Raw genomic sequence first — 23,217 nt, 5'->3', positions numbered from 1 at the left:
GTTTGACTTCAGTAAAAACCTTTTCACGCCCTGTTCAGTATTTCGGTGTTTGGAGGGGGGGACGTCGAACATCGACGCCGCAAATTCGGCTTCACACCGGTTTGGGGGCGGTGACGCTGCGTCTGGCTTGGCCTGAACCAGACGACGGCGCAGTTAAGAAGGCAGCTCAAACGCCGCCTCGTAACCGAGGGTTCAGGCGGTTCAGTTGCTCATCGGTCGAGTTCGTCTCGTTCCGTTTCAATCTGTCCGCTTCGCTGAAACCGCCTCGCGAGCAACCAACATGAGAGCGCCCACGTCAAACCAGCGATCCAGCCAGCCAGAACGTCGGTCGGATAGTGGACACCCAGGTAGACGCGGCTGACTCCGACGATCAACGTCAGCATGCACGCAACCGCGAGAGTGTAGATTCGCAAAGTTTGACGAGGCAGAACGCTCGCGAGCAGAGAGCCAAGCGTGAGATAAACGACCGCGGATAGCATGGAGTGGCCACTAGGAAAACTGCTCGTGTGGACAATCGACAGATGAGGAACCATGTCCGGACGCGGACGATCAAACAGATGCTTCAGTGAGAGGCTGATGATCAGACCGCCAAGGGTGGAGGCGATCAGAAAGACCGTCATGTGTCGCTTGCGATCAAGCCAAAGGTAACCGGCAATCACGATGGTGAAGAGCGACAAGGCGCCGATGCCACCCAATGCGGTCGCGTCGCGCCCCATCTCTTGCAAGAACGAAGGCCCGATTGGCTGGGCCGGGTTGTCCGGTTGTCGCATCGCTCGCACTGCCCATTCGTCGAAAGCTTTTGTTTCGCCTTCGATCACCTCGCCCGCGATTTGGGCGAACATCCAAATGCCGCCCACGACCAGCAACACGACGACCAACAGGATCGGCTCACGTCCGCGTAGCCAAAGAAGTGATTGCGACAACGTTGTGTAGGCTTTCGTTCCAATTGTCTTCATGACGAATCTATTGCGGGTGGGATTTGAGTCTCGTCGGCAGGCAAAATCGAATCAGTGACGACGAGACTCATACTTTGCAGCAGATGGTCTCCATGACCAAGTCCCGGCGTTGAAAGATGTCCGTGAGTTATCGGGGACTGAGTTGATCTTTCCCGAGTGACAATCGCGAACGCAACTCGCAGGCCAGGCTGAATCAATCCGCCGGTGATGAAACATGCACCTTGACGTGAATAATCAAATGTGTACCTTTGGGTGAATGTATCGAGACGACGTTTTCTCTGTCGTCCGAAAATTCCCCACCGCTAGCGTTCCTCTATGAAGGCCCCGCCCATGCTGAGCGAGAAAACGATCCGAATTGTCAAGGAAATCACACCCGTGGTCGCTGCGAATGCGGAAACGATCACGCGCAGGTTTTACGAACGGATGTTCGAAGCCAATCCGGAGGTGAAGGCATTTTTCAATCAAGCTCACCAGCATTCCGGCGGACAACAAAAGGCACTCGCCGGTGCGATCTGTGCCTACTTCAGCCACATCGACAATCCCGCCGTATTGATGCCGGCCGTTGAATTGATCGCGCAAAAGCATGTCTCATTGGGCATCAAACCCGAGCACTACCCGATCGTTGGCAGCAACTTGCTGGCAGCGATTGGCGATGTGATGGGGGATGCGGCGACACCGGAAATTGTTGAGGCCGTTTCGGAAGCGTACGGCTTCTTGGCGGACATCTTCATCGGTCGTGAAGGTGCGATCTACGAAGAGCAAGCTTCCGCTCCGGGCGGATGGAATGGAACGCGAACGTTTGTTGTGGCGAAGAAGGTTCCCGAGAGCGACATCGTGACATCGTTCTATCTCAAACCCGAAGACGAAGGTCCGCTGCCACCGTTCAAGCCCGGTCAATACATCACCGTCCACATTGATCACCCGCACACGCCCACTTCCCCACGCAACTACAGCCTGTCGGATTGTGCCAGCCAACCGCACTACCGAATCAGTGTCAAACGTGAAGAACGACTTGTCGCGGATGCACCCGATGGTTTGATATCCAATCATTTGCATGACGATATCGAAGAAGGCCACCACATCGAGCTCGGCCCACCGTGTGGCGAGTTCACGGTCGATCCAGCCGCAGTCGCAAAACCAGTCACGCTGATTGCGGGTGGCATCGGCGTGACGCCACTGTTGTCGATGGCCAAGTCAATCATTCACGCCAATCCCAACGCGGAGGTTCACTTCATTCAAGCGGCTCGGAACAGCAAGGTGCACGCATTCGCAGGCGAGCTTCGCGGTCTGGCACAAGCCGCGCCCAACGTCCACACCAAGGTCATTTATGACTCGCCGCTTCCCGGTGACATGGAAAATGGCAAGTGCGACAAAACCGGATTTATCACGACCGAGTTGATACGAGAGTGGACGCCATTTGCCGAGGCGGAATTCTACTTTTGCGGTCCCAAGCCGTTCATGAAAAACGTCCATGCCTGTTTGAGAGAGCTTGGTGTCGACGAACACCGCGTTCGGTACGAGTTCTTTGGGCCAAAAGAGGAGTTGGTCGCGGTGTGATGCTATCGCGAGCTTTCGATTTCAGCACTCGCGTCGTGGACTCGTTCACGCAAATCGTTTGCTGCCATGGCAACCAATTGTTCCTCTCCATTTTGAAGGTGATTTCATGAGCGACTTGTTTACAACCTATGCCGATCTGGCCGCTGAGATCGATATTCAGAAGGACGGAACGATCAGCAAGACTCTTTACCAAGATGACTCGCTGAAAGTCGTCTTGTTCGGGTTCGATGCCGGGCAAGAGCTGTCCGAACACACCGCGGCTGTTCCAGCGATGCTGCAATTTTTGGACGGGGATGCAACCGTGACGCTGGGTGACCAAACGATTGATGCTGCGGCAAACACGTTCGTTCATATGGCAGCGAAACTGCCGCATAGCATCTCGGCGAACGAGCCCACCAGAATGTTGTTGCTGCTTCTCAAGGGAGCGAAGGCGAATGGCTGACTGGACGGTGTTGGGTTGGTTGTTTGGAGGTTTGGTCTGGTTCGTACCGTAAGATCCGGTGCTAACGCACAAGCGGCTAAGATGCTGGGGATGTGGCTTTTGGGGATCGACGTTTTGGTCGAATCATTTCGATCCATTTTTCTCGCGTTTGAGAGTGTCCCTTGATGACGGAACCAAGCAGTGTCATCCAGCAACCGATCATCGGCTATCACCGCGACGAAGAGGGACATTGGGTTGCGCAGTTGGCTTGCGGACACAACCAGCATGTTCGCCATGACCCGCCGCTGGTTCGGCGTGAATGGGTGACAACATCCGCCGGTCGCGAATCAATGCTCGGCTTTCACCTTGGATGCAAGAAATGCACTGAGGGAGCCCCTGCGGACGATCGGCCGTACTTCGCCTCGCTGTTGAGCAAAATGCCGGCGGGCACGTTTGCTGAAATGACTGCGGAAGAGTGGCGGATCATCAACGACCCGATGCTGCGCGGCGATTCCGCTGCCTTCATCGAACGGTTGGCTGATTTGGGAAAACCGGGCGTTCAGCCCATGCTGGAGATCCTGCGGCATTCGGTGCAAACGATTCCTGAATGGCACAAACGAAGGCAGGTGGTCCTGGCTGTGTGCCGCGGTCTGGCGAGATTAGGGCCGGACGCCGGCGAAGCCTTGCCGTTGGTTCAATCGCACTTTGAGCAGAAGCGTTGCCCGATCACCAACAGTGCCAACGACGCTCTTGCGTGGCGGATCGCGATGGCTCGGATGGGACTGCCGATCGAGAAGCTTCCTCACCCCTCGAGTTGGAAAGAACCCGCGATCGCAAAGATGAAGAGCCGGGTGAGTCGAAGAGTCGCGAAATACGATCCCGATGCTGGTTTGTAGCGACGGACGACTTTCTGCGTCCAACAAAGCAGCCGCGACGCTTGCGGTCTCTTTCGCGTAAGAAAACCAGGGCCAAAAATCAAACTTGGATAGCGCCAGCAAATTGCGGGTTTCGCTGAATCATTCACTTGCAACCGCTTCGTGGTATGCCGGTTGCGGCGCTGCCTCCTCACGGCAACGGGGCCGCAACTAACAATCCAACGGAGAAATCTGAATGAGTACCGCAACCGCATCGATGCAGGAATGCATCCAAAACTGTCAAGAATGCCAAACCATTTGCGCAAATACTTTGACCAGCCATTGCCTGGTCGAAGGTGGCGATCATGTCGAGCAAACACACGTCAAACTGATGCTTGATTGCATCGCCGCATGCAGTGCTTGCGTTGATTTCATGAGCCGCAACAGCGACAACCATTCGCTCTACTGCCGCGCGTGTGCCGAAATCTGCAAGGCGTGTGCGGAGAGCTGTGAAAAGGTCGGCGGAATGGAAAAGTGCGTTGAGTGCTGTCGCACGTGTGAACAAAGTTGTTCATCAATGGCCGCTTAACGGTCAAGTTGTCAAATGAAAGCACATCGACGCCGGGATCACTGTATCCCGGCGTTCGCATTTTATGGGTGGTCAATTACCGTGCTGCCGCCAATTGTGGCCAAGCCCGTTGTGGCTAGAACGTCACCACAGGTTGCGAGCTTTTCTTTTCGGATGAGATGTACGGCGATGTCACCTGGGTGGCACCCAATTCCGCGATCGCCTCTTTGCCGCGGACGGACAGATCGGTGATGAAGACGAATTGGTCACGCAGATCGAACGGGTAGGCCTTCACTTGGTAGTGAGTCCCCCATGGTTTCTCGCTCATCACCACCAACACCGGTTTGTCGTACTCGAGGTAGGCACTCGTCATGGCAACGTCTCGCAATGCACCTCTCACTTCCGACGCGTCGTGATCAGGAACCAAGTAGAAATCGGCGATGCACATCAAGGTTTGTGCGCCGTCGTTGCTGTTGCTGATGTTGCCTTGCCAGCTGACTAAATGCGGCACCGTGATGATGTCGTCCGCAGCGGTCTTCAGACGGATCGCACGCAACCCGACCGATTGCACTTCTCCATAGTCGTCATTGATTTCCACCCAGTCACCCGGGCGATAAGGTCGCTCGAACACCGCGACGACACCCGCGATCAGACTGCTGACGTAGTCTTTGAATGCGAAGCCGATGGCGACGCTGGCACCACCAGCAATCACAAGGAAATTCTCGAAGGTGACATTGAAGATGATCGGGATGATCCACAGCACCGCCAGCGTCATCAATAGCAATCGAATGATCGGCACCGCGGCCAGCAGGTACAACCGCAATTGGCTGGGGCCTCGCTCGGCCAAAAACGGTAGCAGTCTCCGTACGATTGCAATCGCCAGCCAGACGGCGAATGCGATGCCGGCGATCTGTAGCAGGCTGATGTCTTGCCAATCGTTGATCAGCTGAACGGCCTGGTCGGATGCTTGTTGTGCCGGTTTGTCGATCTTGTCGGCAACCGCTTCACCGGCACCGGATGCTTGTTTGGCAGTTTCCGTAGCCAGATCGCTTGCGGTGTCGGCGGCGTCTTGTTCGATGGCCGATTCGGGAGCGTCGTTTTGCATCGGTCCTACAGACGGTCGAGTGGAAAGCCAGCGTCGTTGAGACACTGACGAATCGTGGGGTATGCCGTGGGACAGCAGTAGTAGTTGTCACCATCACGTTCGACGAACTCAGCTTCTAGCAATGCGACCAGCAAATTAGATTCATCCACGCTGGGCAGTACGATGCTCAATTCCTCTGCGGTCAAGGAGTGATGAAGGAGCAAGGCATGCAGCGCGAGCAGCGCGGTTGAGACGTGGTTCTTTGGCAGATGGAAATCGTCCAGTTCCGCCACCCACAGTGCTTGCTCGCCTGGGAACTGATCCGCAATCCGATTGTTGTCTTTCGGGGCAAGTCGCAAGCTGCTACGCCACAGATGCCATGCGACCCACGGGATGCCCAAGCTTCGTGCGGCCAAAGTCATCAGGTAGTCTGATTTCGGTGAACCTTCATCGCCGCTGAGTTGGAAGATGTCTTCGCCATTCTTGTTAAGACGAAAGACTTTCCCTTCGGCTTCGCCCGATTCGACCAAGTGGCTGAACCAAGCGTGAAGACGGTCTGCGTCAAAGGCATGCAGGGTCACTCCGATCGGCAGCACCAAATCCGCCCCGACGGTCTTTTCGAAGAAACCCCACGCCCAGCTGTTGCACCCGATCACGCAATGACGCTGCATCATGGCCAAATGGTCCAGCAGGCGACGCAAGACTTTCAACCCATTGCGATGTCTGATGAACCAGTCTTCTAAACGCGGAATAACAATCACGCCGTCGCCGGTTGCTTCCGGTAAGTCGAAATTGGCCGCGCCGCTGAGAATGGATTGGCGATCCGGTGGTTCAATGATGATGTGCTCACCTTGGGCAGCCCACGATCGCACGACGTTGCTGTGATCGCACGGCGGCAACACGACAAGTTGCATCCAATGTGCGGGCTCTGCGTCTTGCGTCCAATCCGAGAACGTCTCTTTCATCTCGGCGAGAAGTGGACCGCAGGCGGGTGGCGGTACGATTTTGTTGAGTTTTCGCGTCGTCGCAATTCGGAGCGAGTCATCGGAGATGAACGGATCCTCCTTTTCACGCCGGAGAGTTCTCCAAATGTTCTCTGCAAACCGCCGGATCGTCTCATCCGCGGGTGTCGGTGGAAGCGTGAACTCTCCGAGCGGTTGAAACTTCAACACCTCGGGTGATCGGTTCATATTTCACTCGGGTGTGAGGTTGGTGACGGAATCGATGCCAGTATAGTTCCCGGACAATCAAGATCCGCGAGAGGTTGTTTGCTTACTTTGAACGGTCGCTGCTCGCTTGTTCAACGATGGCGAACGATTGGAAGTTCAACGTTCGTTTGCCAGAGATGGCTTAGCGTGCTGTTGATTTAATGAGCCGTACCACGTTGGTGGCGGTTGATTAGACGCCAACCGGGGCCAATGCCCGACGGCAAATTATTGTCATTCGGTATGCGACTAAATCAACAGCCAGTCAGACCGGTGATGCTTCGGCGATTGGTTTGTGATCTTTGATTGGATCGCACTCTTCACCGGGCTCGCAAGCGTCTTCGCCAAGCACCACAGCGAACGGATAGGTCGCTTCAAAGCTCGCGAAAATTTTTCGCTGAACGATCAGAAGTGGCACTGCGAGGAAGACGCCGGACAAGCCCCAAAGAAATCCCCAGAATGCCACCGCGATGAGGACCACCACTGGTCCGACTTTCAACGTCTTGCCCAAAATCGTCGGAGTAACGAATTGGCCCTCGACCGCGGTGGTCAACCAAAACGCGAACGCTGTCAAGCTGGCACGGGTCATCGTATCGAATGAACTGGCGGCAGCCAGAAAAACGATGGCAGTGGCAGCTAACGGACCGACGTACGGAATGAAATTGAACAGAGCGGCCATCACACCCCAAAGGACCGGCGTTGGCATTCCCACCAACCACATCACGATTGTGACCGCCACGCCTAATCCGATGTTGATGCATGTGATTTGTGCTAGGTATCGCCCGACGCTGTGCTGGATGTCGCCAATCTTTTTCAAAACCTCACCGCGCGAGTCCGCATTTGGAAGGACTCCTAGCGTTCGATTCAACAAATCATCGCCCGTCGATAACATGAAAAATGTCAGCACCGCGATTGCGGCAACGAAAGCGAGCATTTGACCGGTCTGATTGATCAGAACGGTCTCGTCGACGATGGATGGTTTTTCGTAAGCCACCTCGATTTTTGGCTGGTCATTTTTCAAGGGGACGGTCGCGTCATCCACAGCGGTACCCGCTCGATCGACCGCGGTCAGCGGTTCTGCGACTGACTGAAATTTGCTTCGGATCGCGGCAAGGCTTTCGGGGGCCGAACTCATCCACTGCTGAGCCGGGGAATAGAGCAATGCAATGATTAGCGCAAGCGAAGAGAAAAGGCCGACGATCAACAACGCACTCGCACCCGCTTGCGGAACGCCCCATCCGCAAATTTTGGCCTCAATTGGTCGCAAAGACAGGTATGCAAGCGTTGCGATCGCAATTGGAACCAACAGATCACCGGCGATGTAGAGCGTGCCTAAAGTTAAGATGGCGGTGATCGCTGTGACCATCCCGCGCATCCAACGATCGTTGCGAACGGCCGTCGCCTCGTGCCCGGATGGTGCTACAGACCCGGATAGTGCTACAGACCCGGATACGGCCGAAGATTCCGACGAGCAATCTTGAGATGACTGGGGCGTCGCCGGCTTGGTTGTGCGATTTCCGACCGGAGACGGGGTGTTTGCCTGACGCTTTAAACCAGGGTCAATTCTGCGATTGATCGCTAGGACGCTCGTGGTGGAAGGTTCTTGATCATCGTGAGCGTTCTTCATCGTCCGTGGTCCCTGCGATTGCGGTTCAATGTTCGGAGATCACCACAGATCATGCAATCTTCGTACCGACATGGCATGTGGATTGCTTTGAGTTGCAAACGCGGTCGAGAGTCGGCTGCATATCACTCTGAAGAACCAGCGGCAGCGTTTGCGTTTCTCAGATTTCAAACCAGTCGATTTCCATTGAGGTTGAAGCAAAATGCATGCGATCACTGCGGGGCCTAGTGAAGCGGGTGCCCGGCCAACGTTTGCCAAGCGAGCGTTTTATGTGTTGAAGGCGTGGATGCAGTCTCCCATGGATGTCGCCACCCTCTGCCCAAGTTCGCCCTATCTGACACGGAAGCTCGCGGATCGTGATTGCGTCAAAAACGCACGGTGCGTGATCGAATTGGGACCGGGAGCCGGCGGCACGACACAGGCATTGCTCGAATACATGCGGCCTGACGCAAAGCTTCTGGCGGTTGAGAAGTCGACGGTGTTTTCCGAGCCGCTTCACGCCATCCACGACCCGCGTCTGGAGGTGGCGATGGACGATGCTTGTGCACTCGCGGAGCTTGCAACGAAGCACGAGTTCGGATTGGTCGACGCTGTCATCTCGGGCATTCCGTTCAGCAGCATGCCGACGTCTGTCGCGAAAACCATTGCTCAGTCGATCCATCAAGTCTTGCGACCTGGAGGAGTGTTTGTTGCCTATCAAATTCGCGACCACGTCAACGAATTCGCAAGACCTTTGTTTGGTCCCGCGAAGACGGAAGCCATTCCCATGAATTTTCCGCCGCTGACTTTGTACACATGGACCAAGGTGTGTGTTGGTCAAAACGACACTACCGATCGTCATGAGGCCAAAGCAGTCGTTCACGACCAATGTGCGTGAGGCGGAACAAACCGCGTGGCTGAAAGAGCCGAGTCAGCTGTAACGCGGCTGGATACGGTTCGATCAAGTGGTAGGAGGCGACAGCCGGACGTTCGAGCTTTCTCGATAATCGCGATCCAGTTTGACTGGTCCTCGTTGTGACCTAGGGTTCCTCATGGTGTGGCTTTCTGGCTTGAAATGCACGCCTCGTTACCAGCCACATCTCACGTGTCCACAACGTTTTCGCTATGAGCAATCAGCCGAACGCCGACGTCGATTCCATTCCCTACGCGACAGTGGTTGCTCCTGCACCGGCCAAAGCGAAACGCAGTTGGCTATCGATCATTGTGGCGGTCGTGGTACTTGGTCCGATTGTGACCATGGTTGGCATCGTTGTTTTGCTCGCGTGTGTCGCCGCAATTGGTTCTTCGGCTCAAGACGAGTTCCAAGCCAGCACTGGCATCGAGCATTCTGCCGAGGTGAGCACCGTTTCTTATCAACCTCTAGTGCAAGCGTCAGCGGAAGGTCCCACGATCACTTACCAAGGTGAGCCTTTTGTGCTGAAATATGTCGGAAGCAGCGATGAATCAGGTGAGCTCAACGAATACATCGCCGTTGGTGAGACGCAGGAGAACTGGACCAAGATGATTGCCGTTCGCCGACAACCCATCGCGATCGAGCCCATCGATGCGGCGCGTGGTGTTGTGGAGTATTTGCAAGAACAAGACGCTGACACACCGTTCACGATTTGGCCCAGTGACGACGGTGAGAGTTGCGGAGTTGACTTTGCCGTAGTGGACGCCGAAGTGGCGGAGTTGAACGTCTTTCTCTATCACCGTTCGACTGACGGTGAAAATATGGTTTGCTACCAGTACGCTGAACGAGCCTACGGTGATGACCGTTTGTCGTTCGTCGAGGGCCTGGAGCATCGCGTTCACGATGTCTCCAAGCAAGTTTTTCAGTTTGATTTTCCTGAGCTGATTGAAAGCAACTGAAGCGATTCGCGTTCGGGTGCATTCAGCGATGGATAGCCTTGCTAACGCGGCGGGTTTCGATTGGTTGAGCGACCTTCGATGCCTTTGCCCGACCTTCAGGAAGCTTCGAGCTTTTAACTGCTCAGGATTTGAATTCGGCGATCACGCTGCTGAGGGATTGCTTGGCGTCGCCGAATAGCATTCTGGTGTTCTCACCGAAGAACAATGGGTTATCGACGCCGGAGAAACCTGATGCCATCGATCGTTTTAAAACGAACACGGTTCTTGCGTAATCGACGTTGATGATCGGCATTCCATAGATCGGGCTGTTCTCGTCTTCTCGTGCCGCTGGGTTCACCACGTCGTTGGCTCCGATCACGATCGCAACGTCGACGCTTTCCATCCGCGGATTGATTTCGTCCATTTCAATCAGTTGATCGTAGGGTACGTTTGCTTCGGCAAGCAGGACATTCATGTGCCCTGGCATCCGTCCGGCAACGGGGTGAATCGCGTAGCTGACATCGGCTCCGTTGGCTTCGAGCAGTTCGCCCAATTCGCGAACCACGTGTTGGGCTTGGGCGACCGCCATGCCATAACCCGGCACCATGACGATCGATGAAGCGGCCTCGAGAATTAGGTAGGCGTCGTCGGCGGTGATCGGTTTGACTTCGCCTTCGACTTTAGTTGCCTTCGTTGTCGCGGCGAAACCGGAGAACAGCACGTTGCTGAGCGATCGATTCATCGCTTTGCACATGATGTTGGTCAGGATCAAACCCGCCGCACCGACCAGCGACCCGGCGACGATCAGAATCGTGTTGTTGATCGCGAATCCGGCGGCGCACGCTGCCAATCCCGAATAGCTGTTGAGCAGCGAGATTACAACCGGCATGTCGGCGCCACCGATCGGGATGACAGCCATCACGCCGAGCAAGATCGAAAGCCCGATCACGACGAAGACGAGCGGAAACGTCAGGCCGGGATCGACGACCATCGCAATCGAACAAGCCAGCAACGCCAGCAACAACAATATGTTGACGACTCGTTGGCCGGAAAACGTCATCGCTCCGCTGCCGATCGTTTCGGAGAGCTTTGCCCAAGCGACCAGTGACCCAGAAAAGGTCACGCCGCCGATCAAGATGGAGAGCAGAATGGTGACGAGCGTGAAGGACGAGGACTCCTGACCATACAGGGCGGCCCAACCGACCAGCAGACTCGCGATGCCGCCCGAACCATTGAACAATGCCACCATTTCAGGCATTCCCGTCATGGCCACACGTTGCGCCGCGATCACACCGACGACCGCTCCAAGAACGGCGGCACCGGCCAGATAGCGATAGTCGAGAATTTCCTTTGATGTGAGGGTGATCAAGACGGCCATCAGCATTCCCACCGACGAAAGCATATTGCCTCGCACGGCGGTCGCCGGAGAACTCATGAGTTTGAGCCCAAACACAAACAAGATGGCCGAGATGATGTAGACCGACCCCAGGACTTCAATGCTCATGAGTCACCTCCCGATGTGCTGTCTTTCTTTTTAAACATGCTCAGCATGCGATCCGTCACCATGTAGCCGCCGACCACGTTGACGGTCGCGAAGAACACCGCCAACGCTCCCAGCCAAGTCGACCATGGACCCAGGTCAGCTCCCGCGGCGATGATCGCGCCGACGACGGTGATGCCGGAAATGGCGTTGGCACCGGACATCAGGGGCGTGTGAAGAGTCGCCGGAACTTTGGCGATCAATTCGAACCCCAAAAATACAGACAGCGTCAAAATGAAGGCGAGCAGGACGGCTTCCACGGGAACCCTCGATCAAAAAGATGAAGTGCGGTCTATGAATGAAGCTGGGCGATGGTGTCGTTGACGATGGTCCCACCGCGAGTGATGACGGCGGCTTGAACGATTTCGTCTTCGGGATTGAGCTCGAGACGTTTGGATTCGGCGTCCCAAAATTCGCCGATCAAGGCGGTCAAGTTATTGGAATACATCTCGCTGGCATTGCGGCTGACTTCCGAAGGCAAATTGCCTTGGCCGATGATTTTGACGCCTTCCACATCGACAATTTCGTTCAGCACGGACCCTTCGACGTTGCCGCCTGTTTCCACCGCCATGTCAATCACGACGCTACCAGGTTGCATGCCCAACACCATGTCGCGGGTCACGATGCGAGGTGCCGGTCGGCCAAACAGTTGAGCGGTGGTGATAACGACGTCGGACGCCGCGATGACCTTCTTCTGGCCTTCCTTTTGAAGTTCGATTTGTTCCGGTGTCAGAGCCTTCGCGTAACCTTGCTCTGTTTGTCCGACTTCGCCCAAATCGATTTCGACGAACTTGGCGCCGAGCGATCGCACTTGTTCAGCGACAACGGGCCGAGTGTCAAAAGCATCGACGCGAGCGCCCAAACGTTTCGCGGTTGCGATCGCCTGCAGTCCCGCAACGCCGGCACCGATCACAAACACTCGAGCAGGCCGAATCGTTCCTGATGGAGTCATCATCATCGGGAAGATCTTCTTGCTGTGATAAGCGGCCTGGATCACCGTGACGTAGCCGGCAAGGTTGGCTTGCGAGGACAAAGCGTCCATCTTTTGTGCGCGCGTGGATCGCGGAATCATTTCCATCGATACGGATGTCACACCCGACTTTGCCATTTCACTGACCAGTTCTTTTTCGTTGAACGGATCGAGGAAACTGATATGAATGGCTTCGGTGCGAAGCGTCGACACTTCGTCGATTTCCGGACGTCGGACTCGCAACACGATGTCGGAGCCTGAAAGAATGGCGGCCCTGTCGGCCTGAACGGTGGCACCGACTTCGCTGTACGCCTCATCGGAAAATCCTGATACCAAGCCCGCACCGGATTCGATCCCAATCGAAAAGCCAACCGAAATCAACTTCTTAACGCTTGCCGGGACGAGAGCCACTCTCGCCTCGCCTGGCCAACGTTCGCGTGGGACGCCAATCTGCATCACTTCGCTCCTGGTGTGTTGAATCAGCCAGCGGTTTGAGTCGTAGGATCATCACGCTGGCACAGCGTTCTCGTCCTATCGTAACCACCTGACGCGCGCTCGTGCGTGCCGTCCCAACCGAAACGACGATGGAACGGCGAAGTTTAAGAGTGTGCCGATCCACGAACGATGACTTGTGTCTGAACCAAGTCATCGTTCGCGATGGCCGAGGAGTCACCTGCTTTGGCGAGCTAGGCCGGGTCTAACCTGCTTGGGGCGAAATCGGTTGCCAGCAACGCGAGTGAAACTTGCTCTGCAGGGCAGTCAGAGTTGATTGTTCTTGATCGCGGCTTGCTCGGTGAGCCTCGTTAAGACTGATGGGGACCATTCCGATTGGCTTTGATGACCCATTGCGGCCGTTCGACCAATGCCGCCCATCTTGGGCAACACGCTTGATGCCAACGCCAGGATCTCTTGAGTCAATTCGGGGAAAAGGTTCTGCAACGCGATCGTTACGTTCAGGGGGCTGCGGATGAAGACTTCACCACGTCCGTGCTGGCACGCCACCAGGATTTGCTTGGCTGCGGCTTCGGCGTTCATGGACAATCCTGGCAATGAATCACCGATGCTGAACCAAGCATACTCGTCGCGGTGTTGTCCTTTGAAGATTGCATTGCGAGGGCTGCCGGTTCGCATCAGGCTTGGACAAGCGGTGGTGACAAAGATGTTGTCGCCTTTGAGTTCAGCACGCATTCCATTGGACAAACCGACCAATGCGAATTTGCTGGCAGCGTATGGCAGCATGTGTGGAACCGCTCGTTTTCCTCCAAGCGAAGCGACGTTGACAATGCGTCCCCAGCCGGCGGATCGCATGTGAGGTAGAACCTCCGTAGCAACATTCAATGCTCCCCAACAGTTCGTTTGCATTGCCGATTCGAAGTCGTCCATCGTCATGGATTCGAGCGGTCCGACAGTGATGATTCCCGCGACATTGAACAGCACGTCAATGCCATCGAATTGGTTGGTCACTCGATCGATGAAAGAAGCAACTTGCTCGCGATCGCGGACATCGCAGGGATGTGCGATGACTTCCGCTCCACGTCGACGCAGTTCCGCGGCAGCCGCACACAGGTCTTCTTCCGTGCGTGCGGTGATTGCGATCCGAGCACCTTGGTCGGCCAACTGCCGAGCAATCACCAACCCCAGTCCACGCGATCCACCCGTGATGACCACACGCTTGTTTCGCCAGTCAAAGGTGCGACCGCGGCGAACGATTGCACGTGTGATGACGATTCCTGCGTACCCGGCAGCGGCGGCCGTCGCAAATTTACGAAGCGTTGACATGATTGATTTCCTCTTTGAATTGGACCGCCGAAGGAACCGCAATTCTCGCGCCGCTGATTTTTTGTAGACGGTAGCCTCAGCCAGGGGGACGCCTGTATTGTGGTTTCCCCTTTCGGGGCGATAGCGACGCTTTCTGGCGATCGCTACCGCTCATTTCCTTGGAAGAATGACCATGTCAGATGAAAGCAAGCGATGACAAAGTTGCGTTCGAGCGAGTCTTTCCTGATTCAACCCGTCATCGTAACAGCAACGTCGGATCGTCATTAGTGATCGCCACCATCCACGAACTGCCGCGAAATTTTATTCGCGGCGGTTTGTCGTTGAGGTGATCATTGCGTGCGGCGAGCAGGCAGCCCGCCGCAGGCTTCAAGCGGTCTATTCCGCGCTCACGTCATAGCAGAGCAGCAAGTCTTGGTCGCGAATGTAGAGTTTTCCATTCGCGACAATCGGGTGAGCCCATGCAGGAACATCGGTGCGATCGGGTTGATCGAAGCGGCCTCGTTCGATGAACTGATCCGAGGATGGTTCCAGGAGCAGAATTTCACCCTCTTCACCGCGGAGGTACAGCCGACCATCGGCAAGCAACAAGGATCCCTTGGGCCCTTCGCGATCTCGCCATAGGGTCTCGCCCGTTTGGAAATCCATGCACGTCATGATCCCGCCGCCGTTTCCGCCATTGGCTCCGTAGAGGCAGCCATCGACCACGATCATGCCGCCGTGGTGATTCTGCATGCGAGGTGTGAAATAAGCTTCCTCGGCATTGATTTGACCGCTGGGATCCTTGGTCAGTTTCACTGCGCCACCTCCGGTCCCATACGCCGAAGCAGCGAACAGCAAACCGTCTTGGAAAATGGGTGTGGAGCAGTTGATTCCCATCGCGTTGGCAGGGGCGGAGTATTGCCAAAGGACTTCGCCATCGGTGGTTGAGACACCGACCAAGGCGTTGGCGGTGAATTGCACGTATTGGCGAATGCCTTCCCATTCGATGGCAATCGCGGAAGAGTAAGCGGCGCCTGGACGAGGGCCGCCGAAGCCGCCGAAACGCCCGCGTCCGCCCGAACTGCCGGGACGTCCGCCGGAACGGTTGATGAATCCAGGGCTGGTTCCTCCGCCGGTGAATCCTTGGTCTGCCAACCAGGTGTTTCCATCGGAGTCTTTGAAGGGATTCGACTCTCCCGCTTTGACTCGGATGGTGTTGGATTGGTCCGCATCATCGCCCTGTGGAATGATCTCGATGGCCTTGATGGCGGGGCTTTGGACTTGTTGTTGAAAGGTAATATTCAGCTCGCCGTCATCGACCACGGCGGGAACCGATTCGACAATTGCTTTGCGTGGACCGCCCGCCTTCTTCCAAATGTCGAAATCGGTTGTTTCGTGACCTTCCACATCAAAGGTGAAAACGCGTTGTCCCTCATCGGTGATGCCGTTGTAGGTTTCGGCGAAGTACAGATTGACCAGGTATTTCCCATTGGGAACCGCGTGTGAGAATGCTGTCATGCCCCAATGCTCACTGACAAACAATTCAGGATTCTTCGAGCCGGTGATTGTCGGTGTCGACCCCTCGTTCGATTCTCGTGGTGGCGGTCCACGGCGTGGTTCGTCGTCAGAACGACCAGGTGGAGTGCCTTCGGGGGCGGAAGCTGAGGTTGGTTGTTTTGTTTTCCAAATGGTTTCGCCCGTGCGTTTGTCCAGTGCGACCATCAATGCATCTGCCGCACCGGGAGTGCAGATGACTTGGTCACCATCGACGAGCGGCGATTCTCGAAAGCTCCACATCGGAGCGACACCGCCAAAATCGTCGATCAAACTTCGCTGCCAAATGATTCGGCCGTCGCTGGCGTCCAGGCAAGCGATGCGTCCACTCATTCCGATCACGTAGAGCTGCTTGTCATCAAAGGACGGGGTGCAACCAGGGCCTTCCTTGGATTGTGGTACCCGTTGGTCCGCCGCCTCACCCAGCGAGGTCGCCCACATCTCGTCGCCGTTCTTTTCCGATCGCGCCCAAACAATTTCTAGACCGTCGCGATTGCTCATCCCAAGGAGCTTGCCGGCCGCAACGGCGGGAGCACTGTCTCCGCCCCCGAGACCGTCAACTCGCCAAGCCAGTGGAGGTCCGGCTTCAGGCCATTGTTGTAGCAGTCCCGTTTCGCCGGATTTGGCGTTTCGTTCCGGGCCTTGCCACTGGGGCCAATCCGCGGCGCACGCCATTTCAGCGGACGCAAAGATCAACAAACCTATTAAGGGCCATTTCATTTGGTTGTTTCCAATTCGGGGAGGGGCGAAAATTGTGACAGCCGGAAGGAGAACTTCGGCGGAGTGAGCGGAAGGATTTGTGTTAGTAAATGGTGTCGAAAACAGACTCAACTGAGCATCGCCGAATCCAAGACGATCCAACGGAACGTGACCAGCGTGCAGACCATGCAAGTCCACCAAGATGCCAGTTGGGCTCCTTTGAACTTTCGAAGGAAGAACAGCAACGCAAGGGCAGATGCCAAGCTCACCACTTTAAACGCCGTCAGCGATGCGCCTTCGAGCAAGAAATGGTTTCCCACCGGATTCATTTCTTGAAAATGAACTTCCGTTGACATCGTGGTCGTCCAAAGGAGATCGATGCAGGAAAGCAAGCCTATCAGCACGAGCGATTCAATGACCGTCCGCGTCGCAATTGGAGATGCATCGATTTGTGTCCATCGTTGGCGGCGTGGTGGGTTTGCCGTCAACAGATGGCCAAAGCTGAGAGCCGCAAGCATCATGGCAATCACCGTGAACAGATACGAACTCCACTCGGCCTGTTTGGCAGTCGAAAGTTGCACGACAACTTCTGCATCGAGTCTGTCTGCTTCCGCTTCGTAGGCGTCGAGAGTCTTTCGAAGACGAGCGATAGTTGGTTCGGAGGGGGCTGTGTCTTCCATGAGTTCCTCCTTCAATTCACTGCCTTGCGGTTGGCCAAGAATGAACGCGTCAAATCGAGCGACCTCAACGACCGTAGCGACACCATTTTGATCTTCATCAAGCCTCGGATGAACGAAACGAAGCGAGGCTGGCAGCTCTGCTTCATCCAAACGGAGGTTCACGTCCTCGTCGTGATTCATGAATATCAAAGTCGATTGAGTGGGGGCCCAACGGAAACCGCTGTTGCCAAAGAATCGGTTCCCTGAAATGGGGCGACCACCCATGAACCCTTGGTCAGCCAGCCATTTCCGGCCGGTCGAGTCAATCTCGGTTGCTGCCCCACCCGCATTGATTCGGATGATCTCTTTTGGCGACGTCGCTTCTTTTTGCGGAATGATTTCTATCGCCTTGATCGTTGGGAAATCGACTACTGTCGAAAAGGTCACCCAGAGGATGCCGGAATTGATTTCTACCGGAACCGATTCGACGTAGACGCGATTGCTCCCACCGGCTGCTTGCCAGATGTCAAAATCATTGAATTCAATTCCATTCACTCGAAATGAGAAAACCCGTTGGCCGGGGCCTGATATTCGCGGAAACGTCTCGGCAAAGTACAGATTCACCAAGTAGTGCCCGTCGGCAACGTCTTGTGCGAACGATCGCATCCCCCAGTGTTCGCTGTTGATGAGAAAGTCATCCAGCTTCGCTGTTGAGTCCGATTCATTGTCGACGACCGAAACAGCGGTTTGTGAGCCGACTTGCGTATCCGCCTGTTCTGCATCTGTTGATGGAAGGTCCTGTCCACGGATGGTGGTCGTGGCGATCAGCACGATGAAAAGGCACAAACTGAATGATTTCATATTCAACTCCAATGAGTCTGTCCGAATTCTAGCGGCCGCTGACGGACGCTCGTTCGGCGGTTGGTACGCGACCGTCTTGTTTCGAGAAATGTTCCATTGGGCAATGCGAAAACGGTTTGGAACCGGGGCCAGAGAAATTCATTCGGTGGATGGGAAGGCCGAGAAACAATGATTGACGAGGAGACTGATTTACCCGTCGATCGCTGCATCCGCGAAGCCTTGGAGCCTTTGAAACCGAGGGTCTGCGGCCGGGGTGTGCCCTTTGACAACGATGCTGGCTTCGCGGTGATGGATCAAAAATTCGATCCAGTCGATCCAGGGCATGAAGGGCGAGCCCTTGGATCGCTCGATGCTTTCATCCAACAGCCGATCCAGGAAGGCTTGTGACTCTTCGAAGGAATGAACGGCGTCTTCGGCATTGCCCATTCGATGGTGAGCGATCGCAATCAGTGGTTTTGCGATCCCACGCCCAAACCAATTCGCATCATTGGATGCTTCCAATCGTTGAAGTGCCTGTTCGTGGTTGCCCGCTTTCAGGTGAGCCCAGCCAGCAATGTACAGGTTCACTCCGTAGTAGATTTTGGCGTATCGTTGACGTTTAGTGAGCGATTCCGAATTTGCGTCCGAATCAACCGTCTTCGCCAGCACTTGTTCCATTTGCTCGGCCAGTTCAGTTGCACCGTCTGACGAGACGGAACCGACCAGTTGCCCTCGAGCTGCGACCGCGAATGGAACCTCGGCGTCCGACTGCCGGAGTCTCTGCTGAAGTGTTTCGTAAGCGTTGGACCGTCCGGCATAGAGCAAGATTTGAGGAACACCGTTCAGCTCGGCTTGTTCGATTGGGAAGCCAATTTCGACCGCTTTGGCAAAGTCGTCTGCGGCGGCTTCCCAGCGGCCTAGTTTTGCGTTGAGTCCACCTCGTTCCAGCCAGACCAGGAAAAATCGCGGCAGGACCTGAGTGGCTTCTGAGTAGGCTTCGTAGGCATCGGGCCACCTTTGAGCATCCGCATTGGCGCGTCCGGCGGCCAGCAAGACGGTGGTTGAATTGAGTCGGTCATTGAAGTTCTCCAGTTCCGATCTGGCTGCGTTTGCCGCAACTTCAGCTTCACGTGCTTCCGCCAGTGCCACCTCTTTTTCGTCTCGTTCCCGGATGGCTTCGCGAGCCTGCCAAAGACTGGTTGCAGTTCCGAGAATCAACGCGATCGCAACGAGAGAGAATGTCGAGATGGCGACTTTGTTTCGTCGTGCAAAAGTCGTGAATCGGTACCAACTGGACGGCGGGCGAGCCTCAACCGGTTGGTCCTGCAAGAAACGCAAGATGTCTTCCGCGAGTGCACCCGCCGTGGAGTATCGTCGGTTGCGATCTTTGTGCAGGGCCTTCATCACGATCCAGTCGAGATCGCGTTTCATCGCGGTGGATGGTGTGGTTGGTGGTCCCAAACGGTTGACGTTGCTGGTTCTTGTTTCGTCGTCATTCAGAGTGCTCAACCGCGTGCTCGGACGAGGCGGTTCCTCTTCACGAATGATGCGGCGCAATTCGTCAAAGCCAGCTGTTTGCAAGCGGTCCGGTGCGAATGGTGTGGATCCGGTCAGCAGTTCGTACAGCAAAACCCCCAGCGAATAGATGTCACTCCGAGTGTCCACATCATCGGTGCTCATTGCCGCCTGCTCGGGACTCATGTACGCCGGAGTGCCGACCATCGATGTGAATCGGGTGTAGATCGTTTTGACCGTCAGGCTTTGACCAATTGCTTTGGCGACACCGAAGTCAATGACCTTTGCGAGTGGATGGCCATCCTGAAGTGTCACAAGAATGTTGGATGGCTTGAGGTCTCGATGAATGATTCCTTTCTGGTGAGCATGCTGAACGGCATGGCAGATTGTCACAAAAAGTTGCAGTCGCTTTGGAATGCTCAGTCGATTGCTGTTGCAGAAATCAGTCAGGGGAACACCGCGAACCAATTCCATCACAAAGTAGGGTTGGGCGGATTCGGTCACGCCGGCGTCAAAGACTCGCGCGATGTTGGGATGGTCCATCAGTGCGATGGCTTGTCGTTCCGCTTCAAATCGGGCGATGACTTCGCGAGATTCCATTCCCGGTTTGATGATTTTGAGAGCGGCGCGGCGCTGGACTGGCGACTGCTGTTGGGCCACGAACACCCATCCGAATCCTCCTTCGCCAATTCGTTCCATCAATTGGTAAGGACCGACCATCGCACCGGGGGAAAACCGTGGGTCGGTGAGTTCGCCTGATCCGGTTGACAGCATGGTTGGAAGAATCGCCGCAGCGACGGGCCGGTCGATCGGATTCTCTTTCCGATCGTTTTCGCGAAGCAACGCAGAGACCGCCGCATGCATTTGAGCGTCGTCCTTGCATGCTTGCTGGACGAATTTGGTTCGTTCCTCGAGGCAAACAATCTCAAGTGCTTGGAAAAAGATCGTCTTTTCAGATGCAACAGTCATCGAAGCAGATCATTCCAGTGGCAAAGGGGGGCGTCGCTGGTTCGGCCGGTCTGTTCAACCGATGGGAGCATGCGTTTGATCCCACAGAATGCAATGCGAAATCGAAGGCATTTCGGGGCCACTCGATTCACCGATCTTCGTCCACGTTCAGTTCGCGACCGAGCCATGCTCGAGCAAACGCCCAGTTGCGTTTGACCGTTCGAGGTGAGATGCCAAGAGCCTTGGCTGACTCGTCCACCGACAAACCGGCGAAGTACCGCAGTTCGACGAGCTTGGCCATTTCTGGCTCGATGTCGGCGAATTTGGTGAGGGCGTCGTTCAAGTCGAGCAGCTCTTCCGCGTTATTGAAATCGATGATCGCGTCGTCTTCAGCGATTTCATACCTTTCGCGATCTCCACCACGCTTGAGACTATGACGGCGCCGGGCATTCTCGATGAGTATTCGCCGCATCGCCTCGGCAGCAGCGGTGAAGAAGTGACCGCGGTTGTCCCATTGCGGAATGTCCTCGCTGCCAACGAGACGCATGTAGGCTTCGTGAACGAGCGCGGTGGGTTGAAGTGTCTGCCCGGCGGCCTCGCTCTTCATTTTGTGACGCGCCAAACGTCGCATCTCTTCATACACGAGCGGCAACAGATCGGATGCGGCGGCGACATCACCAGATTGGATCTGATTCAAAATCTGCGTTACTTTGGCCACTCGGTGGATGCCCTCGACGGATGTTCATGGTGTGGAAATGATTGGCATTGCTGTGGCGGCAGCAGCAAAAAGCAAAAGCCATTTGGTTTAGTTCGTGGAACACATCCAGCGAGCGGGGCCCATCGAATGCGAAGAATGGAATCAACGTCAATCAAACGCGATACCGGAAACGAACTTGCAATGCACTCATCGTAGTGCGAATGAAAGTTGGAGTCGATCAAGACGCGGCTTGTTGCACGCGGGACTTGGTGGAAGGAATGCGTCAGCGGAAGGGCTGTCGGTTTGCTGGTTGAAACCTGATGGATACGGATTGGTGTTTGGAGATCCCCCGGATTGCGGTAGGCTGGTGCCTCGTATCACGCTTTTGCATTTAGCAAGAGTCACAACGCAACTTAAAAGGATTGAACAATGCGTCTCAAATGCGGTGCCCTGTTGCTGGGGATGATGTTGATGGGAATGGCTGTGACAACCAACACGCAAGTTTCTGCGGAAGCGGCTGATGGAGAGGTGCTCGTCGATCCAGGAAAGACCTTCGTGAAGGTCTATCGGCTCCATGATTTGCCGGCGTGGTCCAAAGACGGAACCTTTCGACCCGTGTTGATCATGCAAACGGTGCAAGATCAGATCCTGCCAAAGCAATGGGAAGGTCGCGGTGGAACCGCCACGATGGCGCCTTATCCTCAGGACGGCGCGTTGGTTATTTCGGCAACCGAGAAAATGCATGAAAAAATCGAAGCTTTTCTCGACAAGCAGCGTCCTAGCAAATGATTGTTCGTACCTCGCCATGACGTTTGGCGAGGCCGATGTCGTGTGACCGAGTTCTTCAAAAAATTGGTGTCGGTTGGGATGAACGGTTAGACTCGCTGAACGTCTCTTGGGTAGTCGTCAGTCCTTCATTCAGCGAGTGATCCGATGAATCGAAATGTTTGGAAGCCCACCAGCAAAAAAGCGGAGGCCCCTTCCAGAGACGGATCGTCTTCGATGCGAACCAGTTGGTTTGATGCGGTGACTTCGTTTTTGATGGCGGTCTTGCTGATGCTGACCAGCATGGTCGGTGTCTTGTTTCTGCTCTGGGTGCTGCTGCCGGAAGACGAGTTGGTTTTGACCGAGCCGGTGACGGAGATCACACGCGTTTCGGTTGGAGGTAGCGCGACGGTTGATTCGCCGTTTGTTGTTCCGACGAAGCAAGAGACAATGGATTTCCGCACCACTGACTTGGCAACATCGGTTCAGTCGCTTGTATCGGCCGCCGAGCAAATGGCAGTGGACGAACCCACGCTGAAAACCGTGGACCCTGCGGGAGACGATGGCTCCGGGACCATCGGCAGAAACGGTCCGGACCAATCGGGCGATGCCGATGCCGACATCATCCCGCGATTCAAGCGATGGCAAATTGATTGGAAGGCCAATGACTTGAATGAATACGCTAGACAGTTGGATCACTTTGGAATCGAGTTGGGCGTTGTCGGCGGAACGCGACCAGGAGTCGATTTGGTTAATGAGTTCGCATCGAATCCACGTGCGCGATACCTGGAACGATCCGACGACGAGAAACGTTTGTACTTTCTTTGGACTCGCCCCAGCCCACTGCAGCGATTCGAAGAACGCTTGCTGATGCAGGCGGGAGTCTCCACTCGCGATCGTCAGATCCTCAAGTTGATTCCAGAAGAACTGGAAATGCAACTGGCAACGTTGGAGCTTCGCCACGCGGTGTCGAAGGGACACGACTCGGTGGATGAGATCGCACGGACTGTCTTCGAATGCGTTTCAAAGGGCAGCGGATACGAGTTCCGTGTTGTCACGCAGCGGTATCGCTAGGCGACCCGGCGATTGGCTTCGGAACATTGTTTGCACCACCGGTCTCGCTCATTGCTTGGTGAAGGTCGCGAATCTTGATTTGGTGCATTGGATGCAGTG

At 55.4% G+C, this 23,217-nt stretch carries 20 protein-coding genes; 7 read left to right on the top strand and 13 right to left on the bottom strand.

Annotated elements, in window-relative coordinates:
- Positions 1-209: 209 nt before the first annotated feature.
- On the bottom strand, positions 210-956 hold the full coding sequence (locus RE6C_RS07615) for a phosphatase PAP2 family protein (RefSeq protein ID WP_008655337.1): 747 nt from the start codon (positions 954-956) through the stop codon (positions 210-212).
- Between the two features lie 330 nt (positions 957-1,286).
- On the opposite strand from RE6C_RS07615, the gene hmpA reads away from it, so the two are divergent.
- The 3 genes from hmpA (at position 1,287) to RE6C_RS30035 (ending at position 3,830) form a co-directional block, all read left to right on the top strand.
- Positions 1,287-2,513, top strand: a complete 1,227-nt coding sequence (gene hmpA / locus RE6C_RS07610; protein WP_008655335.1) for an NO-inducible flavohemoprotein — start codon at positions 1,287-1,289, stop codon at positions 2,511-2,513.
- Positions 2,514-2,619: 106 nt separating this feature from the next.
- Positions 2,620-2,955: a cupin domain-containing protein gene (locus RE6C_RS07605; RefSeq protein WP_008655334.1), complete on the top strand. Its 336-nt coding sequence runs from the start codon at positions 2,620-2,622 to the stop codon at positions 2,953-2,955.
- A gap of 164 nt (positions 2,956-3,119) precedes the next feature.
- Complete coding sequence (locus RE6C_RS30035; RefSeq protein WP_008655333.1) at positions 3,120-3,830, top strand: DUF3565 domain-containing protein; 711 nt, start codon at positions 3,120-3,122, stop codon at positions 3,828-3,830.
- A 169-nt stretch (positions 3,831-3,999) separates the two neighbouring features.
- Here RE6C_RS30035 and RE6C_RS32420 read toward each other — a convergent pair whose 3' ends face one another.
- The 4 genes from RE6C_RS32420 to RE6C_RS07580 all read right to left on the bottom strand — a co-directional run bounded on the left by RE6C_RS32420 (position 4,000) and on the right by RE6C_RS07580 (position 8,272).
- A complete protein-coding gene (locus tag RE6C_RS32420; protein ID WP_173401776.1) occupies positions 4,000-4,353 on the bottom strand; it encodes a hypothetical protein in 354 nt (117 codons plus the stop codon).
- A gap of 139 nt (positions 4,354-4,492) precedes the next feature.
- Positions 4,493-5,461 (bottom strand): mechanosensitive ion channel family protein, encoded by a 969-nt coding sequence (locus RE6C_RS07590; protein ID WP_008655331.1) that lies wholly within the window; start codon positions 5,459-5,461, stop codon positions 4,493-4,495.
- A 5-nt stretch (positions 5,462-5,466) separates the two neighbouring features.
- The gene (locus RE6C_RS07585) at positions 5,467-6,630 is read right to left on the bottom strand and encodes a hypothetical protein (protein ID WP_008655330.1); all 1,164 of its coding nucleotides are present in this window, start codon (positions 6,628-6,630) and stop codon (positions 5,467-5,469) included.
- A gap of 280 nt (positions 6,631-6,910) precedes the next feature.
- Positions 6,911-8,272, bottom strand: coding sequence for an AI-2E family transporter (locus tag RE6C_RS07580; RefSeq protein WP_039961498.1), 1,362 nt, complete (start codon positions 8,270-8,272; stop codon positions 6,911-6,913).
- A gap of 199 nt (positions 8,273-8,471) precedes the next feature.
- On the opposite strand from RE6C_RS07580, the gene RE6C_RS07575 reads away from it, so the two are divergent.
- Both RE6C_RS07575 and RE6C_RS07570 read left to right on the top strand, forming a co-directional pair.
- The gene (locus tag RE6C_RS07575; RefSeq protein ID WP_008655327.1) at positions 8,472-9,146 is read left to right on the top strand and encodes a class I SAM-dependent methyltransferase; all 675 of its coding nucleotides are present in this window, start codon (positions 8,472-8,474) and stop codon (positions 9,144-9,146) included.
- 227 nt (positions 9,147-9,373) lie between these two features.
- Entirely contained in the window at positions 9,374-10,120 is a 747-nt protein-coding gene (locus tag RE6C_RS07570) for an HI_0983 family protein (RefSeq protein ID WP_008655317.1), read from the top strand.
- Positions 10,121-10,241: 121 nt separating this feature from the next.
- On the opposite strand, the gene RE6C_RS07565 is transcribed toward RE6C_RS07570, so the two are convergent.
- The 8 genes from RE6C_RS07565 to RE6C_RS07525 form a co-directional block, all read right to left on the bottom strand.
- The gene (locus RE6C_RS07565; protein ID WP_008655316.1) at positions 10,242-11,603 is read right to left on the bottom strand and encodes an NAD(P)(+) transhydrogenase (Re/Si-specific) subunit beta; all 1,362 of its coding nucleotides are present in this window, start codon (positions 11,601-11,603) and stop codon (positions 10,242-10,244) included.
- The gene (locus tag RE6C_RS07560; protein WP_008655314.1) at positions 11,600-11,899 is read right to left on the bottom strand and encodes an NAD(P) transhydrogenase subunit alpha part 2; all 300 of its coding nucleotides are present in this window, start codon (positions 11,897-11,899) and stop codon (positions 11,600-11,602) included. The genes RE6C_RS07565 and RE6C_RS07560 overlap by 4 nt, the downstream gene beginning before the upstream one ends.
- 32 nt (positions 11,900-11,931) lie before the next feature.
- A complete protein-coding gene (locus RE6C_RS07555; protein WP_008655312.1) occupies positions 11,932-13,065 on the bottom strand; it encodes a Re/Si-specific NAD(P)(+) transhydrogenase subunit alpha in 1,134 nt (377 codons plus the stop codon).
- A 303-nt stretch (positions 13,066-13,368) separates the two neighbouring features.
- On the bottom strand, positions 13,369-14,388 hold the full coding sequence (locus RE6C_RS07550) for an SDR family NAD(P)-dependent oxidoreductase (protein ID WP_008655301.1): 1,020 nt from the start codon (positions 14,386-14,388) through the stop codon (positions 13,369-13,371).
- A 375-nt stretch (positions 14,389-14,763) separates the two neighbouring features.
- A complete protein-coding gene (locus RE6C_RS07545; protein ID WP_173401775.1) occupies positions 14,764-16,641 on the bottom strand; it encodes an outer membrane protein assembly factor BamB family protein in 1,878 nt (625 codons plus the stop codon).
- Between the two features lie 107 nt (positions 16,642-16,748).
- Positions 16,749-18,140 carry a malectin gene (locus tag RE6C_RS07540; RefSeq protein ID WP_039961495.1) on the bottom strand — a complete coding sequence of 464 codons (1,392 nt, stop codon included), beginning with the start codon at positions 18,138-18,140 and terminating at the stop codon, positions 16,749-16,751.
- 189 nt (positions 18,141-18,329) lie between these two features.
- Positions 18,330-20,603 carry a serine/threonine protein kinase gene (locus RE6C_RS07535; protein WP_008655296.1) on the bottom strand — a complete coding sequence of 758 codons (2,274 nt, stop codon included), beginning with the start codon at positions 20,601-20,603 and terminating at the stop codon, positions 18,330-18,332.
- A gap of 127 nt (positions 20,604-20,730) precedes the next feature.
- Positions 20,731-21,300, bottom strand: coding sequence for an ECF-type sigma factor (locus RE6C_RS07525; RefSeq protein WP_008655294.1), 570 nt, complete (start codon positions 21,298-21,300; stop codon positions 20,731-20,733).
- A 408-nt stretch (positions 21,301-21,708) separates the two neighbouring features.
- Between RE6C_RS07525 and RE6C_RS07515 the strand changes: the two genes are divergently transcribed.
- Together RE6C_RS07515 and RE6C_RS07510 are read left to right on the top strand one after the other, a co-directional pair.
- Positions 21,709-22,068, top strand: a complete 360-nt coding sequence (locus RE6C_RS07515; protein WP_008655292.1) for a hypothetical protein — start codon at positions 21,709-21,711, stop codon at positions 22,066-22,068.
- Positions 22,069-22,212: 144 nt separating this feature from the next.
- Entirely contained in the window at positions 22,213-23,118 is a 906-nt protein-coding gene (locus RE6C_RS07510) for a hypothetical protein (protein WP_008655291.1), read from the top strand.
- Positions 23,119-23,217: the final 99 nt, after the last annotated feature.

Origin of the sequence: Rhodopirellula europaea 6C, assembly GCF_000338295.1 — a bacterium.
Lineage (GTDB): Bacteria > Planctomycetota > Planctomycetia > Pirellulales > Pirellulaceae > Rhodopirellula > Rhodopirellula europaea.
Note: the sequence above shows the minus strand (reverse complement) of the source record. Positions and strands in the feature narration are given on the sequence as shown.